The 16,190-nt window shown below is 68.0% G+C and carries 14 protein-coding genes and 3 tRNA genes; 6 read left to right on the top strand and 11 right to left on the bottom strand.

The window, feature by feature from the left end:
• Positions 1 to 13: 13 nt before the first annotated feature.
• The 5 genes from PYR72_RS32280 to PYR72_RS32260 form a co-directional block, all read right to left on the bottom strand.
• Positions 14 to 391, bottom strand: a complete 378-nt coding sequence (locus tag PYR72_RS32280) for a hypothetical protein (protein WP_275458538.1) — start codon at positions 389 to 391, stop codon at positions 14 to 16.
• A gap of 435 nt (positions 392 to 826) precedes the next feature.
• Entirely contained in the window at positions 827 to 1,747 is a 921-nt protein-coding gene (locus PYR72_RS32275) for a class I SAM-dependent methyltransferase (RefSeq protein ID WP_275458537.1), read from the bottom strand.
• Between the two features lie 10 nt (positions 1,748 to 1,757).
• Positions 1,758 to 2,075, bottom strand: coding sequence for a hypothetical protein (locus tag PYR72_RS32270; RefSeq protein ID WP_275458536.1), 318 nt, complete (start codon positions 2,073 to 2,075; stop codon positions 1,758 to 1,760).
• Positions 2,076 to 2,134: 59 nt separating this feature from the next.
• Positions 2,135 to 3,280 (bottom strand): ParB/RepB/Spo0J family partition protein, encoded by a 1,146-nt coding sequence (locus PYR72_RS32265; protein WP_275458535.1) that lies wholly within the window; start codon positions 3,278 to 3,280, stop codon positions 2,135 to 2,137.
• Positions 3,281 to 3,441: 161 nt separating this feature from the next.
• Positions 3,442 to 3,612, bottom strand: coding sequence for a hypothetical protein (locus PYR72_RS32260; protein ID WP_275458534.1), 171 nt, complete (start codon positions 3,610 to 3,612; stop codon positions 3,442 to 3,444).
• Between the two features lie 872 nt (positions 3,613 to 4,484).
• Here PYR72_RS32260 and PYR72_RS32255 point away from each other — a divergent pair.
• On the top strand, positions 4,485 to 5,255 hold the full coding sequence (locus PYR72_RS32255; RefSeq protein WP_275458533.1) for a hypothetical protein: 771 nt from the start codon (positions 4,485 to 4,487) through the stop codon (positions 5,253 to 5,255).
• Here PYR72_RS32255 and PYR72_RS32250 read toward each other — a convergent pair.
• Positions 5,244 to 6,209, bottom strand: coding sequence for a recombinase family protein (locus tag PYR72_RS32250; RefSeq protein ID WP_275458532.1), 966 nt, complete (start codon positions 6,207 to 6,209; stop codon positions 5,244 to 5,246). The genes PYR72_RS32255 and PYR72_RS32250 overlap by 12 nt on opposite strands.
• Before the next feature lie 106 nt (positions 6,210 to 6,315).
• Complete coding sequence (locus PYR72_RS32245) at positions 6,316 to 6,519, bottom strand: DNA-binding protein (RefSeq protein WP_275458531.1); 204 nt, start codon at positions 6,517 to 6,519, stop codon at positions 6,316 to 6,318.
• Positions 6,520 to 6,703: 184 nt separating this feature from the next.
• On the opposite strand from PYR72_RS32245, the gene PYR72_RS32240 reads away from it, so the two are divergent.
• On the top strand, positions 6,704 to 8,287 hold the full coding sequence (locus tag PYR72_RS32240; protein ID WP_275458530.1) for a site-specific integrase: 1,584 nt from the start codon (positions 6,704 to 6,706) through the stop codon (positions 8,285 to 8,287).
• 126 nt (positions 8,288 to 8,413) lie between these two features.
• Here the strand turns inward: PYR72_RS32240 and PYR72_RS32235 are convergent.
• The 3 genes from PYR72_RS32235 to PYR72_RS32225 all read right to left on the bottom strand — a co-directional run bounded on the left by PYR72_RS32235 (position 8,414) and on the right by PYR72_RS32225 (position 8,814).
• Positions 8,414 to 8,487 (bottom strand) — tRNA-Ile (locus PYR72_RS32235).
• A 175-nt stretch (positions 8,488 to 8,662) separates the two neighbouring features.
• Positions 8,663 to 8,735: transfer RNA gene (locus PYR72_RS32230), tRNA-Asn, on the bottom strand.
• Positions 8,736 to 8,741: 6 nt separating this feature from the next.
• Positions 8,742 to 8,814: transfer RNA gene (locus PYR72_RS32225), tRNA-Asn, on the bottom strand.
• Positions 8,815 to 8,988: 174 nt separating this feature from the next.
• Here PYR72_RS32225 and PYR72_RS32220 point away from each other — a divergent pair.
• The 4 genes from PYR72_RS32220 to PYR72_RS32205 all read left to right on the top strand — a co-directional run bounded on the left by PYR72_RS32220 (position 8,989) and on the right by PYR72_RS32205 (position 14,669).
• A complete protein-coding gene (locus PYR72_RS32220) occupies positions 8,989 to 9,294 on the top strand; it encodes a YtxH domain-containing protein (RefSeq protein ID WP_275458529.1) in 306 nt (101 codons plus the stop codon).
• A gap of 69 nt (positions 9,295 to 9,363) precedes the next feature.
• On the top strand, positions 9,364 to 10,818 hold the full coding sequence (locus PYR72_RS32215; protein ID WP_013003831.1) for an FGGY family carbohydrate kinase: 1,455 nt from the start codon (positions 9,364 to 9,366) through the stop codon (positions 10,816 to 10,818).
• A 183-nt stretch (positions 10,819 to 11,001) separates the two neighbouring features.
• Positions 11,002 to 12,735 (top strand): ABC transporter ATP-binding protein, encoded by a 1,734-nt coding sequence (locus PYR72_RS32210; RefSeq protein WP_275458528.1) that lies wholly within the window; start codon positions 11,002 to 11,004, stop codon positions 12,733 to 12,735.
• Positions 12,735 to 14,669, top strand: a complete 1,935-nt coding sequence (locus tag PYR72_RS32205) for an ABC transporter ATP-binding protein (protein ID WP_275458527.1) — start codon at positions 12,735 to 12,737, stop codon at positions 14,667 to 14,669. The genes PYR72_RS32210 and PYR72_RS32205 overlap by 1 nt, the downstream gene beginning before the upstream one ends.
• A 185-nt stretch (positions 14,670 to 14,854) precedes the next feature.
• Here PYR72_RS32205 and PYR72_RS32200 read toward each other — a convergent pair whose 3' ends face one another.
• Positions 14,855 to 16,180: an RNA polymerase sigma factor gene (locus PYR72_RS32200; protein ID WP_275458526.1), complete on the bottom strand. Its 1,326-nt coding sequence runs from the start codon at positions 16,178 to 16,180 to the stop codon at positions 14,855 to 14,857.
• Between the last annotated feature and the right edge of the window lie 10 nt (positions 16,181 to 16,190).

Raw genomic sequence — 16,190 nt, 5'->3', positions numbered from 1 at the left:
TCAGACTAGACGATCACGCCGGGCCGCTGCCGTCGCCAGGGTGAGGGTTCGGCTGGTGCGTCAGCCGCCGACTGCACGCCCATCGCTGAACGTGGTGGATGGCGTCGGCGAGTAGCCCGCAGGCAGGGAAGGCCAAGAGGCTGGCAAGAAGGACACCGCCGCCGCCGAGTTGTACAACGACCCAGACGACAACGGCGATGACCGCCATGAGCACGACGGCCATCACGTCGGCGACCAGGCACAGAAAGGCGTGCATCACCGGTTGTTGCAGCCGCAGATGCCGGTTGGCAGGCACCAGGAGTCGCAGGATCGGCACCACACCGCACCGGGGACGGGAGGTGTCCGGTGCTCCGGCTCTACGGGCGATGTCTGCTTGGCGGTCATGCTTCATGTCGCTTTCGTCGTCGGGGAGTTGTGGCTGCATCAAGGCCCGCGGGGTGCCGGGTCGCGTCTGGATCGGGGTCTGCCGGTACTTCGAGGCCCGGGTCACGTTCCGCGAGGGCCCTGATCGGCGTCCCGTCCCGCTCGACGAGGAGACGTTCGTACAGCTCGCGATCCTCTGGGTGCCCGGCGAAGTCCTCTGTGTTCATGGCGCTCCTGAGTGCACGGGGACCCGCCCCCGGCGTGAGGCGGGGACGGGTCCGGTCGTGATCGTGGATCTTGGCGGCGCTCCGGTGGCTCCGCTCAGGTGCGGGGCCGGTGCCTGGCGGGTAGGGCGCGGGGGATTGGCCACCCGCCAGGCACCGAAGGGGAGTGCCGCATGCCACGGCACGTTGGTGAGCCGGTTCCTCGGCTAAGGCCGCACTCACCAACGAGATAGAACGTATCACGCATCAGTGTTGGGATCTATCTCTAGCCATGGTGCAGCCCCGTACTCGAACCCGTCGAAGGGCGCAGTGCCGTGCGCCGTCGGCGCGTCCGTGAAGAACAGACCCTGCTGGGCCGCCGCAGGCCTCGTGGTGAAGTCCTCGGGCCTGGGCGCCCGGGGGTTGAAGCGTGGAGGCGGCGCGGCCTCCCGGGCCGGGATGACGGCAATCACCGTACGCACACCCACATCCGGGAAGGCGTCGTCAGGCAGGTCCGTGATGGTCCCGCGCGCCTCCTGCACACGGGTCCTGAAGTCCTTCGTCAGACGGTCGGTCCGGAAGGAGAGGCTGCCCAGCATGACCGCGACGACCAGGCCGCCCGGCTGAACGAAGCGCAGTGCCCGTTCAACGTGCCGGATGTCCTGCCGGTCAGCGAACGGCGGGTTCATGATGACCCTCTGGTAGCGGCGCTCCACCTTCACGCTGAGGAAGTCGGCGTTCGTGACCTCACGGGCGTAGCCGTCGGCGCGGATGTGCTCGGCGCGAGCGGTGTCGAGTTCGATGCAGTCGACCACAACACCACGAGCAGCTGCGGCCTTGGCGATGGCACCGCGTCCGGCCGACGGCTCCAACACCTCGCAACCGGCTTCGAGTTCCGCCAGGTCCAGAAGCTGTTCGACAAGGGGTTTCGGTGTGGGGAAGTACCCGCGGTCGACGTCGGTGATCACCTCGCCAGTGGCGAGCAGTCCCGCGATGGCGTCGGCAGCGGCGAAGGGGAAGATGTGAGCGCGCTGGTAACGGTTCCAGGTGCCACCGACCGCCTGAAGGGCCAGTTTGACCCGGTCGTACAGTTTGCGGTCGAGCGTGCCGTTGAGACGGAGCGTCAGGCCGTCGACCGTGGCGGAGCGGATGACCTTGAGAACGTCGGTATCTATCTTCACGGTCGTTTCCTCACTCGCTGGCAGTCTTGGCCTCGGCGGCGAGCAGGGCCGCTTCGAGCTCGACCAGGCGGGCAGTGACCATGAGGTGGGTACGCACGTACACCGAACTACCGGCGCCCTTCATGAGGTCGGAGGCGGCGATCAGGGTGAGGTTGTATGCCTCGTTCAGGGCGGCTCCGTCGTTGTCGCGGCGCGCCTTGAACAGGTGCCTCGCAGCCTCGCGCACGAGTTCGGCCACGTCGGAGTCGTACTCCTCAAGGGCATTGGCCGAGGCTGGCACGTCGAACAGGTTGCGGTTGATGTTGCGCATGGTCGGGATGGCGTTCATCACTGTGGGGCTCCATCGAGATGGGGGCGGCCCTCTTGGGCCGCCCCGGGACGGACGGGTCAGGCAGCGACGGCGACCGGCTCGGCCGCCGCCTCAACCTCGGCGCCGTCCTCCTCCGGCTCCGCCGGGCTCTCGGTCTCCGCGTCGGCATCGGCCGGGGCGACCTCCGACTCCGGGCCGGGCTCGGCCTGCGCCTCCGACTCGGCGTCGCCCGCAGCCGGGTCCACCTGGGCGAGTACGGCCTCGGCCTCGGCCACCAGGTCGGGCGCTGCGGCGTCGGGGTTGACCATGATCTCGCTGGCGTCGGCGTGCGCCTTCGCCTGACGGAGCTGGAAGCGGGCCTTCTGCAAGACGTCCGAGACTCGGTCCATCTGCTCAAGCCGCTTGCCGACCTCCCCCGCCAGGGTGCGGGCCAGTTCCATGGGGTCCGCCTTGCCGATGCTGTCCAGCAGCTCCCACATCCCCTCGATCGCGTCGAGGTCGCTCTTGGTCTTGGCCTGTGCGCGACTCCGCTCGGCCTTCTCCTCGGGGGTCATCTCTTCGACGTCGACCATGGAGTCCTGCTTGGCCGCCTTCTCCTGCTTGCGCATGGCGTAGGCGATGTGGACGAGCTGGTTGTCGCTCTTGTCGCCCTTCTTCCAGTCCTGGAAGACCGCCTTCTGGTTGTCCTTCGAGAGCGCGGCGATCTGGACGGCGGCCTGAGTGCCGATGTGCCCGAGGTCGACGGCCGCCTGGATCTCCGGGCGCAGGGCGAGCAGGGTCAGGCGCTGGTTGACGAACTGGACCGACTTGGAAAAGGTCTTGGCGACTTTGGCGACGCAGGCAGGGTCTCCGTCGTACTTCTCGTCCAGGACCTTCTTGAAGCCGCGCGCCTCTTCCAGCGGGAGCATGTCCTCGCGGTTGAGATTCTCGGCCATGGCCTTCTCGAAGGAGTCCATGTCGCTGATCTCGGACTCACCGTCGGGCAGCAGGATCTTCGCCTCGATGGTGATGTTGTCCGCGAGTTCGTTAGCGCGGAAGCGGCGCTCGCCGGCCACGAGCTCGTAGCCCTCCGCCACCTTCCGGACGACGATCGGCTGGAGCAGGCCGTGCTGCTTGATCGACTCGGCCAGCTCGTTCAGCGCGTCCTCGTCGAAGGTCTTGCGGGGCTGGTTCGGGTTGCGGTGGATCTGGCGCATCTTCAGGGTGGCGAACTTCTGCGACATTTTGATCTCCAAGAGGTCGACGGGGGTTTCTTCTTTCCCCCTCCTTCTGGTTCTATTCTATATGCATTCAGGTGGGAGGTCCACAATTTTCGGGAAGTTTTTGCAGGTCAGACGCGCAGGAGCGGGCCCCCACGGGACCCGCTCTCGACTACTCGCGTAGATCAACTCGCAGCAGCGTCGCTCGCACACTCCACGCCACAGCCGACCCGTGTCGGGTCGACGATCGCTAAGGCCCCCAGTGCGGCGAACGCAGCCTCGTCATCCAGGATGACGTTCTCTGCGCCGCCCGACTCCTTCAGTCGGGCTAGCACTCGATCCAGCTCGATCCCCACCCGTACCCTCCCGCGTTGCAGCGTTCCGCCTCCGTAACGAGCCCGGCCCACTTAGATCCCCACACAGGCGAGTTAGCGGCACACATCGAGGCCCAGATGGATGCCCGTCATGATCCTGCACCCAAGGAGGCGGTAGAGGGGTGGAGGCCCCGCATGCCGAGCACGCGCTTACTACGCCTGACGTTCTAGATCTTGCTTCGAGCGTTACCTATTGTCAACCAACATAGACATTGCGCTGTCTCGCCAGCCACTCACGCCCCTCGGTGATACTGAGTGCGCACCACGTCCATCGTCCCGCGCCAGGTCGGGCCTGCCGCACCACTAGGAGTAGCCAGCACCATGCCGTTCGGCCCGGACATCCCCCTCTCCAGCAAACTGGCTGTCCTTGTCAGCAGGAAGCGCAGAGCTGACGGGAAGACCCCGAGCACGCGCGACATCGCTGCCGCCACGGCCGAGTCCCCTGGCGGCAAGCCCGCGATGACGCACCAAGTCGTGAACGAGCTCCTGAACGGCGTCAAGTCGAACCCCACGAGCGCCCAACTTGGCGGCCTCGCAAGGGCGTTGAACTCTCCGGTAGCTTACCTACTCCCCGGTTACAACGGATTGACGTCCCTGTCGGTCTATGAGGAGTACCAAGACGCACGCGAGGCACTTCGACTCATCCATGATCTGGGTGACACCGGAGCTGCCGAACTTCTGGAGGCCGCACGTGAGATCCGTCTGCGACACGGGCACAGTGATCTCGCCGTCCCAGAGGTGCCCGAGCCTCTTCCGCCTGCCCCGGAACCACCGCGGCCTGGCCGGCGGAGGCGCCTCAGCTTCGCCGAAGCGGCTGAGCGTGCCGTCTCTGACTTGGAAGGAACCTGAACCAAATGGACGGCCTAGTCTTCGGCCTGTGCGCTCTGATCGGCCTGGTGGGCACCGTGCTCTCCGCTCGGGAAGCCTGGCGTCAGCGTGACCGAAGCGACTACCGCGTAGCCCGTTTCACCCGAGCTGTGGCCATCGGCATCTGCACGGTGGGTGTCACCTTCGCCGTCCCTGCCATAGAGGACGCGATCGAGTCTGCGACGGGGATGAACAACGCCGCCAAGCTCGGAGCGCATATCTGCGCAGTCGTGTGGTGCGGCAGTCTTCAGCTGATGATGGTGGACTGGTCCTACAACCACGAGGTGTTGAAGGCCAGCCTGTACGCACGCATCGCATTGGCGGTGTGCGTCCTGACGGCGATGCTGCCGCTGTTCGTCAACACCACCGATGAGAGCGTGGAGTTCACGACCGAATTCGCCGTCGTGCCAGGCGTCACCGTCTACCTCATGATCTACCTCGGCTATGTAGCGATCACCTGCGGCGAGATCGCGTTCCTCTGCACCGGGATGGCTCTCGTTGCCCGACGCGCCGGACACGCCTGGTCAGCCCGGGGTCTCGGCCTGTCGTCGATCTCCGCACTCCTCGGCGTGGCCTACGCCGCCAGCAAGGGGTCATACCTGGTGACCCACTACTTGGGCCACCCGTGGCCGCTACGGTACGAGGAGATCGTCTCCCCACTCCTGGCCGGACTCGCCGTGATCTCACTGATCACAGGGCTGACCATGGCGATGGTAGGCAGGCGGCTCGCATCGCGCGTGACAGCCTCAGCCGGCTGACATGCCGGACAGCTTGCGCCAGTGGAGGACAACCCGCCCCGGCTCGATTGTCCGGACGCCGCGGGCACTCGCGGGGAACACCTCGATCTTCTCCAAGAGGAGCAGCGTAATGGCCTTCTTCGACGCGGTGGGTGCAGAGTGCCACCACTTCACCAGATCCTTGGCATGGCCGAGTGAGAAGTTCGCCATCTGTTCCGCGTACCGGAGGCGCGAACGGATGTCCTTGAGATTGGCCGCGATCTCGCGCTCTCCGGCCACCAGCGCCTCGCTACTGATCTCGCGGTTGCCGTAGAGCCTCCCCAGCTCCGACTGGCGGCCTTCCAGGTCCTCGATGTCCTGCTTGAGGTTCTCAACCTGCTTGCACACGGCGGCCTGGGCCTTGGCGATCTGGGCTCGGATGCCGGGCTTGAGGAGTTCCGCCACGACGTTCTCTCCGACGTGATCCTCCAACAGCTCAGCATCAATCCGGACCTCACCGCAGCCTCCGTGCCCGCTCTTGCCCTTCGGGCGACAGCGGTATCCGGGCGTACCCGAATTCGTGCGGGCCCCTCCGAGGTCCTGTGTGCACTTGCCGCAGGTGCAGCCCCCGCCAATCAGGAGATAGTCGTACGCGGGCTCTGCATCCTTCGTACTGCGAGCCTTCTCCCGTTCCAGGAGGGCTTCGAACTCCTCGCGCGTGATAGCTCCGGGGTGACCCGCGTCGACGAGTTCGCCGTCATCGTCGTAGCGCAGCCCAGCGATCGCTGGGTTGCGAAACAGACGTCCAACCGACGCGTCCTTCCACTCCCCGCCAAGCGTTCCCCGGTAGCCCTCACCGTTCGCCCAGACCGCAACGTCCGCGTTGGACACAGACAGGTCTGCCAGCGCCCGGCTCACCATCTGGCGGAGCGGGTCCACTTCGTCGTCACGTAGCCGACGACGTGAGGCGTCATCGAAACCGTAGAGCCGTGGCATGCGGTGGTCCGTTCTCGTCTCGTGCGCCCGTAGCCGCCTGATCCTAGGCCACAGCACATGTCCGAACTATGCCCCAGCGAGACCGGCAGACTCAGGGCTCCACAGATCACTGCACCAGGGGCGTCACCCCAAGCACTTGCCAGAGTGCAGCGGTAGGGACTCTCACCGTGCCGCCCAGAGGGAGCGTCTGCACGGGGAAAGTCCCCTCCTTGATCAAGTTGTAAGCCTTGTGCGTGCCGATCCCCAGCGCCCGCGCAGCCGTCACGACGTTCACGGTCGGCGGCAGCGCGAGTAGTTCCTCCAGGGTCATCGAACTGACCCCGGCGTCCGTAGCTACAGATGCGTCCTTCGTTGTCATTCCCGTTGTCGCGTTCTCCCCCACGCCAACGTGCCATAAGAATACTCCAACACTGGAGTGTTGGGGCAAGATAGACATCGGTTCGACAAGGACCGACACAGAAGGTCCACAACCGAAGGCCACGAAGGGGAGATACGTGTTCAACCCCACCTATTACCGGCGCTGCGCGTGCCAGGAACCAGCCGTCAATACCGACGGCACTCCGAAGCTCGACGACGCCGGCGCTCCGAAGCTGCGCATGCTCGGAGCAAGCTGCCCGAAACTCCGGCGAAAGGGGCACGGCACCTGGTACTTCACCATGGAACTCGAAGCGGGCGAGGGCGGAGAGCGTCAGCGCGTGCGGCGCGGGGGATTCGCCACGAAAGACAGGGCGGAGACCAAGGCGGCTGAGGTCTACCGTGATCTGATCGGTGGCGCCGACGTCCTCAGCAACGCCACGGTCGGTGAGGACCTGGGCGCGTGGCTCAAGCGTAAGAAGGGTCTGGCCCGTACGACGCGCCATGGGTACGAGGAGCACGTGAGGCTCTACCTCAAACCTCACCTCGGCCACATCAAGCGGCGCGACCTCAAGCTGCGCCACGTCGAGGCCATGTACGACGCGATCGAGCGGGAGAACGCCGAGCGGCTCATCCACCACGCGAGGGTGATCGAGCTGCAGGAGGCTCGCGACGCCGCCTACACAGCCTGGGTACGTGCCGCGGGGAGGAAGCAGGAGCGCCGCGTCGCGCGTCAGGCCTACCTCGACGCCAACGCTGCCTTCCGCGAGGGCCGCAAGGGCAAGGAGAAGATCACCAGCGCCCCGACGATGCACCGCATCAACGCCACCCTCAGCTCGTTTCTGGGCAGCGGGATCAAACGCGGCGAGTATGCGACCAACCTGGCCGCGCTCGTCGAGCTGCCGGCGGTCAAGCGCCCCAAGGCTCTGGTCTGGACAGCGGAGCGGGTCGAAGAGTGGAAGCGGACAGGCAAGAAGCCCAGCCCTGTCATGGTCTGGACGCCGGAGCAGACAGGCGAGTTCCTCGATTTCGTGAATGACGACCGCCTCTGCGCCATGTGGCACGCGTTCATCTTCCGTGGCCCTCGGCGCGGCGAGATGTGCGCTCTGCCCTGGCCGGAGGTGAGTCTCACCGGCTCGTGGTTCCGCATCTCCGCGCAGATCGTTGAGATTGCTTACCAGCAGTACGACGAGGCTCCGAAGCAGGACAGCGTGCGCACCGTCACCCTCGACTCTCAGACGAACAGGCTGTGGGCAAGATGGCGAGTCACCCAGGCCACGGAGCGCGAGCAGTGGTCCGGGGAGCTGGCGTGGGTCGAGAGCAACCGGGTCTGGACGCACGAAGACGGCGAGCCCCTGCACCCCGACTGGATAAGTCGTCGGTTCAACCGACTCGTCGAGCTGTCCGGCCTCCCTCCGATTCGCCTGCACGACACCCGGCACCTGTCGGCAACGCTGGCTCTGCTGGGCAAGGCAGACATCAAGGTCGTCCAGGAGCGGCTGGGCCACAGCTCCCGTCAGATCACCTCGGACACGTATACGAGCGTCCTGCCTCAGCTCATGACCGCCGAGGCGGAATCCACGAATGCAGTCGTGCCTCGGTCACGGAAGCAAGATCCCAAACAGGGTGAGCCCTCCGAGCTGAAGGACCAGCGCGACACCTCGGAGAGCGACCCCGATGTCGATGACGATGGCCCAGATGAGGGAATGCGCGCCGCCGCGTGACCTCCGGCCTCAATCCGGCCTCAGGATCATGAATCCATGATCAACTAGGGCCGCCAAGATCCCCCAACTCGCCCGACCTGCCAGCAAAGTTGCTGGTCAGATCGATTCTCCACGGGTATTGCAGGGTGGGGCGGGTGGGACTCGAACCCACGGCCGACGGATTATGAGTCCGCTGCTCTAACCGGCTGAGCTACCGCCCCGTACGGCGTGTCGCGTACATGTGTGCGCGCCGTCTGCCGCAGCATAGCCGCTCATACGATCTCCTGCTTCGGATGGTCGGCCTTCGCATGCGCTTCTTGACCTTGAGGACTTCGGCGGCGCGCACGCGGTTCCCCCGGACATGAAAAAGGACCCCGACGGGGTCCTTCCTCACTGCTCTCCCGACTGGACTCGAACCAGTAACCTGCCGGTTAACAGCCGGCTGCTCTGCCAATTGAGCTACGGAAGATCGAAGCTCCCCCGACTGGACTCGAACCAGTAACCTGCCGGTTAACAGCCGGCTGCTCTGCCAATTGAGCTACGGAGGATTGCCTCGCTGCATCGAACGTACCTCCCTGGGTATTCGCCAGGGGGCGTGCGCTCGCTGCGACACATACATTAGCGCAAGCAGGGGGGTGCTCCGCCAATCGGTATCCCCCGCGCCCGTCGCCCGCGCAGGGCACGCAAGGGACCGACGCAGACGTAAGGGAAGGGTGGCCGCCATGCGCTATCGGCTCACGTTCTTTGCCGGACTGGCCCTGGGCTACGTACTGGGCACCAAGGCCGGACGCGAACGCTACGAGCAGTTGAAGAAGTCCGCGCGCCAGGTCGCGCAGAACCCCGCGGTGCGCAACACCGCCGAGTCGGCCGCCCAGCAGGGGCGCGTCTACGCGGGCAAGGCGTACCACGTGGTCAGCGAGAAGGTCGGGGACCGGATGCCCGACCTGGTCGCCGAGCGGGTGCGCTCGCTGCGGGAACGCAACGCCAACGGCTCCGCCGCGGACGACTGGGGAACGAGCAATACCTAGGGACCGGATCGAGTCGGCCGGACCGTCTCGCGGCGCCCCCACCCCTTCCGGTGCGGCAGAATTTCTGCCATGGGGATAGTCGCCGGGCTGGACAGTTCGCCCGATTTTACGCGCATTGTCGTCTGTGACTCGGACACAGGGGCCGTGCTCAGGCAGGGGTATGCCCCGCACCCGTTGGAGCCGGCGGAGCACGGGGGGCGTCCGGCGGACGTCGACCCGCAGGCCTGGCTGCTGTCCCTGGGCGAGGCGGCCGGCGGCGGGCTGCTGGAGGGGGTGCAGGCCATCGGGGTCTCGTCCCAGCAGAACGGGCTGATCGCGCTGGACGCCCAGGGCAACAGCGTGCGCCCGGCGATGGTCGGCGGCGACAAGCGGACCCAGGTCGCGGCGGCCGACCTCGTCGACGCGCTCGGCGGGCGCGGCGCGTGGGCGGAGGCGGTGGGCTGCGTGCCGGGGGCGGCGCAGCCGGTGACGAAGCTGCGCTGGATGAGCCGTACGGAACCGGACGCCGCGATGCGGACGGCCGTCCTGCTGCAGGCGCACGACTGGCTGGTCTGGCAGTTGCTGGGGCGGCCTGTCAGGAGGACCACCGACCGGGGCGGGGCGTCCGGGACCGGGTACTGGAACGCGGCGACCGGGCAGTACCGGACCGATCTGGTCGAGATGGCGCTCGGGCATCAGGTCATGCTTCCCGAGGTGCTGGGCCCCTCGGACGCCGCCGGGACGACGCCGGAGGGGCTCCTCATCTCCGCCGGCACCGGGGAGACCATGGCCGCCGCGTTCGGGCTCGGCATCGGGCTCGGGGACGCGGTGGTGTCGCTGGGGGCCTCCGGGTCCGTCATGGCCGTGCACACGCAGGCGCTCGTCGACTCCTCCGGGATGATCACCTCGCTGGCCGACGCCACGGGGATGCATCTGCCGGTCGTCACCACGCTCAACGCCGTACGGACGTTGCGCGGGGCCACCGAGCTGCTGGGCGTGCCCGATCTGGAGGCGCTGTCCGATCTGGCGATGAAGTCGACGCCGGGGGCGCACGGGCTGGTGATGCTGCCCTACCTGGAGGGTGAGCGGACGCCGAATCTGCCGCACACGGCGGGAACGCTGGCCGGCCTGCGGCGGGAGTCGATGAAGCCGGAGCACTTCGCGCGGGCCGCGTTCGAGGGCATGCTGTGCGGGCTCGCGGACGCGCTGGACGTGCTGCGCGGCCGGGGCGTCGACGTACGGCGGATCTTCCTGCTGGGCGCGGCGGCGGAGTTGCCGGCCGTGCAGGCGGCGGCGCCGGCGCTGTTCGGGGTGCAGGTGGTGGTGCCGCAGCCGGCGGACTACGCGGCGGTGGGCGCCGCGCGTCAGGCCGCCTGGGCGCTCGGGGTCTCGCAGGGAGCGCTCGATCCGCGTACACCACCGATGTGGCCGGGAGCGGCGGCGCAGGTGCTGGATCCCGGGGACGAGTTGGCGGTGGGGCAGGCGGTGCGGCAGCAGTACGTGGCGGTGCGCGAGCAGACCCACCCCGGGGCGTTCAGGGCCTGAGCCAGGGGCAGTCAGGGCCTGAGGACGTGGTCGCGGCGATGGCCCGCGGCCGCTGCGCGCTTCGGTCATCAAAGCGTCAAGGCTTCACCGTCGGGTTAATTCGGTTGAGGTAACGCGGGGGGAGTGTCCGACGATGGGGGGTGGTGCGTCCCGAACCCCTTCCTCGACCCCGAGAGATCTCGCGTGCTCATACGATTGCTGAGAAGTCATCTCCGTCCTTACCGGACACCGATCACCCTGCTGGTGCTGCTGCAGTTCGTGCAGACGTGCGCCACGCTCTACCTGCCCACGCTGAACGCGGACATCATCGACAAGGGCGTGGTGGAGGGGGACACGGGCTACATCCTGTCCTTCGGCGCGCTGATGATCGGTATCTCGCTGGTGCAGGTCGTCTGCAACATCGGTGCCGTGTACTACGGCGCCCGCACCGCCTCGGCGGTGGGCCGGGACATCCGGGCGGCCGTGTTCGACCGGGTCCAGTCGTTCTCGGCGCGTGAGGTCGGTCACTTCGGGGCCCCGTCGCTGATCACGCGGACGACGAACGACGTCCAGCAGGTGCAGATGCTGGTGCTCATGACATTCACGCTGGTGGTGTCGGCGCCGATCATGTGCGTCGGCGGCATCGTGCTGGCGCTCGGGCTGGACGTGCCGCTGTCGGGGGTGCTGCTCGCCGTCGTACCGGTGCTCGGCATCTCGGTCAGCCTGATCGTGCGGCGGCTGCGTCCCCTGTTCCGTGCCATGCAGGAGCGGCTGGACACCGTGAACCGGGTGCTGCGGGAGCAGATCACCGGCAACCGGGTGATCCGCGCGTTCGTGCGGGACGACTACGAGAAGGACCGGTTCCGGAAGGCGAACGTCGAGCTGACGGAGGTGTCCCTCGGTACCGGGCGGATGCTGGCGCTGATGTTCCCGATCGTGATGACCGTCATCAACCTGTCGTCGATCGCGGTGGTGTGGTTCGGTGCCCATCGCATCGACAGCGGCGGGATGGAGATCGGCGCGCTCACCGCGTTCCTCGCCTATCTGATGCAGATCGTGATGGCCGTGATGATGGCCACCTTCATGTTCATGATGATGCCGCGCGCGGAGGTGTGCGCCGAGCGCATCCAGGAGGTGCTCGACACCGACACCAGTGTGGTGCCGCCGGTCGCACCCGTCCGGGAGCTGCGCAGGCACGGGTTCCTGGAGGTGCGGGGCGCGGGCTTCCGCTATCCGGGTGCCGAGGAGCCGGTGCTCCGGTCGATCGAGGTCGTCGCCCGGCCCGGTGAGACGACCGCCGTCATCGGGTCGACGGGCAGCGGGAAGTCGACGCTGCTCGGGCTGGTGCCCCGGCTGTTCGACGTCACCGAGGGCGAGGTGCTGGTGGACGGCGTCGACGTACGGACGCTCGATCCGCGGCTGCTGGCCAGGACCGTGGGGCTGGTGCCGCAGAAGCCGTACCTCTTCTCGGGGACCGTGGCGACGAACCTGCGGTACGGCAATCCGGACGCCACCGACGAGGAGCTGTGGCACGCGCTGGAGGTGGCGCAGGCCAAGGAGTTCGTCGAGGGGCTGGAGAACGGGCTCGACTCCCCCATCGCACAGGGCGGGACGAACGTGTCCGGCGGCCAGCGGCAGCGGCTCGCGATCGCGCGGACGCTGGTGCAGCGGCCGGAGATCTATCTGTTCGACGACTCCTTCTCCGCGCTGGACTACGCGACCGACGCCGCCCTGCGCGCGGCGCTGGGGCGGGAGACCGCCGACGCGACCGTGGTGATCGTGGCCCAGCGGGTGGCGACCATCCGGGACGCCGACCGCATCGTGGTCCTCGACGAGGGCCGGGTCGTCGGCACCGGACGCCACCACGAGCTGATGGCCGACAACGAGACGTACCGGGAGATCGTCCTCTCCCAGCTCACGGAAGCGGAGGCAGCCTGATGGCCGGGCCGTTGGCACGGATGGCGGGGGCCGGGGCCCCCGACCAGCACTCCATGGACTTCAAGGGGTCCGGGAAACGGCTGCTCGCGCAGTTCAGGCCCGAGCGCCTCACCATGTACGCGATGATCGTGTGCGCGGTGCTCAGCGTCGGTCTGTCGGTGCTGGGGCCGTACATTCTGGGCCGGGCGACCGACCTCGTCTTCGCGGGTGTCGTCGGGCGGGAGATGCCGGCGGGCGCGACGAAGGCGGAAGTGCTGGCCTCCATGCGCGAGCGCGGGGACGGCGCGGTCGCGGACATGCTGTCGGGCACGGACTTCACCCCGGGCAAGGGCATCGACTTCGACGCCGTCGGCACGGTACTGCTGGTTGCCCTCGGCATCTTCCTGGTGGCGGGGCTGCTGATGGCGGCGGCGACCCGGCTCTCCAACCGGGCGATCAACCGGACCGTCTACCACATGCGCGAGGAGCTGCAGGCGAAGCTGTCGCGGCTGCCGCTGTCGTACTTCGACAAGCGCCAGCGCGGCGAGGTGCTGAGCCGGGCGACCAACGACATCGACAACATCGGCCAGACGCTCCAGCAGTCGATGGGGCAGCTGGTCAACTCGCTGCTCACCATCATCGGCGTGCTGGTGATGATGTTCTGGGTGTCACCGCTGCTGGCGCTGGTCGCGCTGGTGACCGTGCCGGTGTCGTTCCTGGTGGCCACGCGGGTCGGCAAGCGGTCGCAGCCGCACTTCGTGGCGCAGTGGCGGGTGACGGGCAAGCTCAACGCGCACATCGAGGAGATGTACACCGGGCACACGCTCGTGAAGGTGTTCGGGCGTCAGGAGGAGTCGGCGCAGCAGTTCGCCGAGGAGAACGAGCGGCTGTACGAGGCCGGGTTCAAGGCCCAGTTCAACAGCGGGATCATGCAGCCGCTGATGTTTTTCGTGTCGAACATCAACTATGTGCTGGTCGCGGTGGTGGGCGGACTGCGGGTGGCCTCGGGTGCCCTGTCCATCGGTGACGTGCAGGCGTTCATCCAGTACTCGCGGCAGTTCTCGATGCCGCTGACGCAGGTCGCCTCGATGGCGAACCTGGTGCAGTCCGGGGTCGCCTCCGCCGAGCGGATCTTCGAACTGCTCGACGCGGAGGAGCAGGAGGCCGACGCGGTGCCCGGCGTGCGCCCGGAGGAGCTGCGGGGGCGGGTCGCGCTGGAGAACGTCTCCTTCCGGTACGAGGCCGACAAGCCGCTGATCGAGGATCTGTCACTGACGGTCGAGCCGGGGCACACGGTCGCGATCGTGGGGCCGACGGGCGCGGGGAAGACCACGCTGGTCAACCTGTTGATGCGGTTCTACGAGGTCACCGGGGGGCGGATCACGCTCGACGGCGTCGACATCGCGTCCATGTCGCGGGACGAACTGCGGGACGGCATAGGGATGGTGCTCCAGGACACCTGGCTGTTCGGCGGGACCATCGCGGAGAACATCGCGTACGGGGCGTCCGCGTCGCGGAAGGTGACGCGCGGGGAGATCGAGGAGGCGGCCCGGGCCGCGCACGCGGACCGGTTCGTGCGCACGTTGCCGGACGGGTACGACACCGTGATCGACGACGAGGGGACCGGGGTGAGCGCGGGTGAGAAGCAGCTCATCACGATCGCTCGGGCGTTCCTGTCGGACCCGGTGATCCTGGTGCTGGACGAGGCGACGTCCTCGGTGGACACGCGTACGGAGGTGCTGATCCAGAAGGCGATGGCCAAGTTGGCGCACGGGCGGACCTCGTTCGTGATCGCGCACCGGCTGTCGACGATCCGGGACGCGGACACGATTCTGGTGATGGAGAACGGGGCGATCGTGGAGCAGGGGGCGCACGAGGAGTTGCTGGCCTCAGGTGGGGCCTATGCGCGGCTGTACAAGGCGCAGTTCGCGGAGGCGGTCGCCGAGGTGGACTGAGGGGGTGGGCGGAGAGGTGCGTCGTCGGGCGCGGGTGGGTGGGGGCTGGTCGCGCAGTTCCCCGCGCCCCCAAGGACACGGGCCCTGCGGGCCCGTGGAAAGGCAGGGGCGCGGCCCCGCTTTTTCAGGGGCGCGGGGAACTGCGCGGGAAGCCCCACCGGGCCCGCGCCCGACGACGACACCCCTCAGTCCAGGTAACCCCGCAGCTGGTCCGCGAAGGCGTGGTCGCGGAGTTTGTTGAGGGTCTTGGACTCGATCTGCCTGATGCGTTCGCGGGTGACGCCGAAGATGCGGCCTATCTCCTCCAGCGTGCGGGGGCGGCCGTCGGCGAGGCCGTAGCGGAGCTGGACCACCTTGCGTTCGCGCTCACCGAGGGTGGACAGGACGGCCTCCAGGTGCTCCCGGAGCAGCAGGAACGCCGCCGACTCCACGGGGCTCGCCGCGTCGCCGTCCTCGATGAGGTCGCCCAGGGCCACGTCGTCCTCCTCGCCCACGGGGGCGTGCAGGGAGACCGGTTCCTGGGCGAGGCGCAGTACCTCGCTGACCCGCTCGGGGGCGAGGTCGAGGTGGGCGGCCACCTCGTCCGGCGTGGGCTCGTACCCGCGTTCCTGGAGCATGCGGCGCTGCACGCGCACGACCCGGTTGATCAGCTCGACGACGTGGACGGGGACGCGGATCGTGCGGGCCTGGTCGGCGAGGGCGCGGGACATGGCCTGGCGGATCCACCAGGTCGCGTACGTCGAGAACTTGTAGCCGCGCGCGTAGTCGAACTTCTCGACGGCCCGGATGAGGCCCAGGTTCCCCTCCTGGACCAGGTCGAGCATGGTCAGGCCGCGGCCGACGTACCGCTTGGCCACCGACACGACGAGCCGCAGGTTCGCCTCGATGAGGCGGCGTTTGGCCATGCGGCCCATGACGACGAGCCGGTCGAGGTCGAGGGCGAGCCGGGTGTCGAGGTCGGAGGCGGTGCCGAGCCGCTCCTCGGCGAAGAGGCCGGCCTCGACGCGGCGGGCCAGCTCCACCTCCTCCACGGCCGTCAGCAGGGGGATGCGGCCGATCTCGCGCAGGTACTGGCGGAACAGGTCCGAGGACGGGCCGCTGGTGTCCGGGCGCACGCGCGGCAGTTCCACCGGGTCCGGCTCGGCGACGTCGGCCGGCCCGACGGCCTCCGGCCCGGCGGACGGCGGCCCGTCGAGCTCGGGCGGGTCGTCCGGGGTCGCCTCGGGGTGGTGCGCGGCGCGGCTCTGGGCGGGCACCGCGGTGATCACATCGGTCTCCGGGTCCGGCTCCGCGCCGCCGGTACCGATGGCCGTACCGGTGTCGTTCTGTACGAGGGTCTGGGTCTGCACGGGGGCGACCTCCAGGAATGTCGCTGCCCGGACGTGCGGCAGCGGTACGTCTGGGATGGCGCGGGCGGCCTCTCCGCCGTCCATCCCCAACTCATCGAGCGGAACCGCGGGGATCTCGGACCCATGGGGGACGGGTCGGCCGCGCTCCGAGGACTCAGGCACCGGAACCCAG

The sequence above is a fragment of the Streptomyces sp. VNUA24 genome (assembly GCF_029167005.1).
Classification (GTDB): Bacteria; Actinomycetota; Actinomycetes; order Streptomycetales; family Streptomycetaceae; genus Streptomyces; species Streptomyces scabiei.
This window is presented reverse-complemented; position numbering and strand designations above follow the sequence as displayed.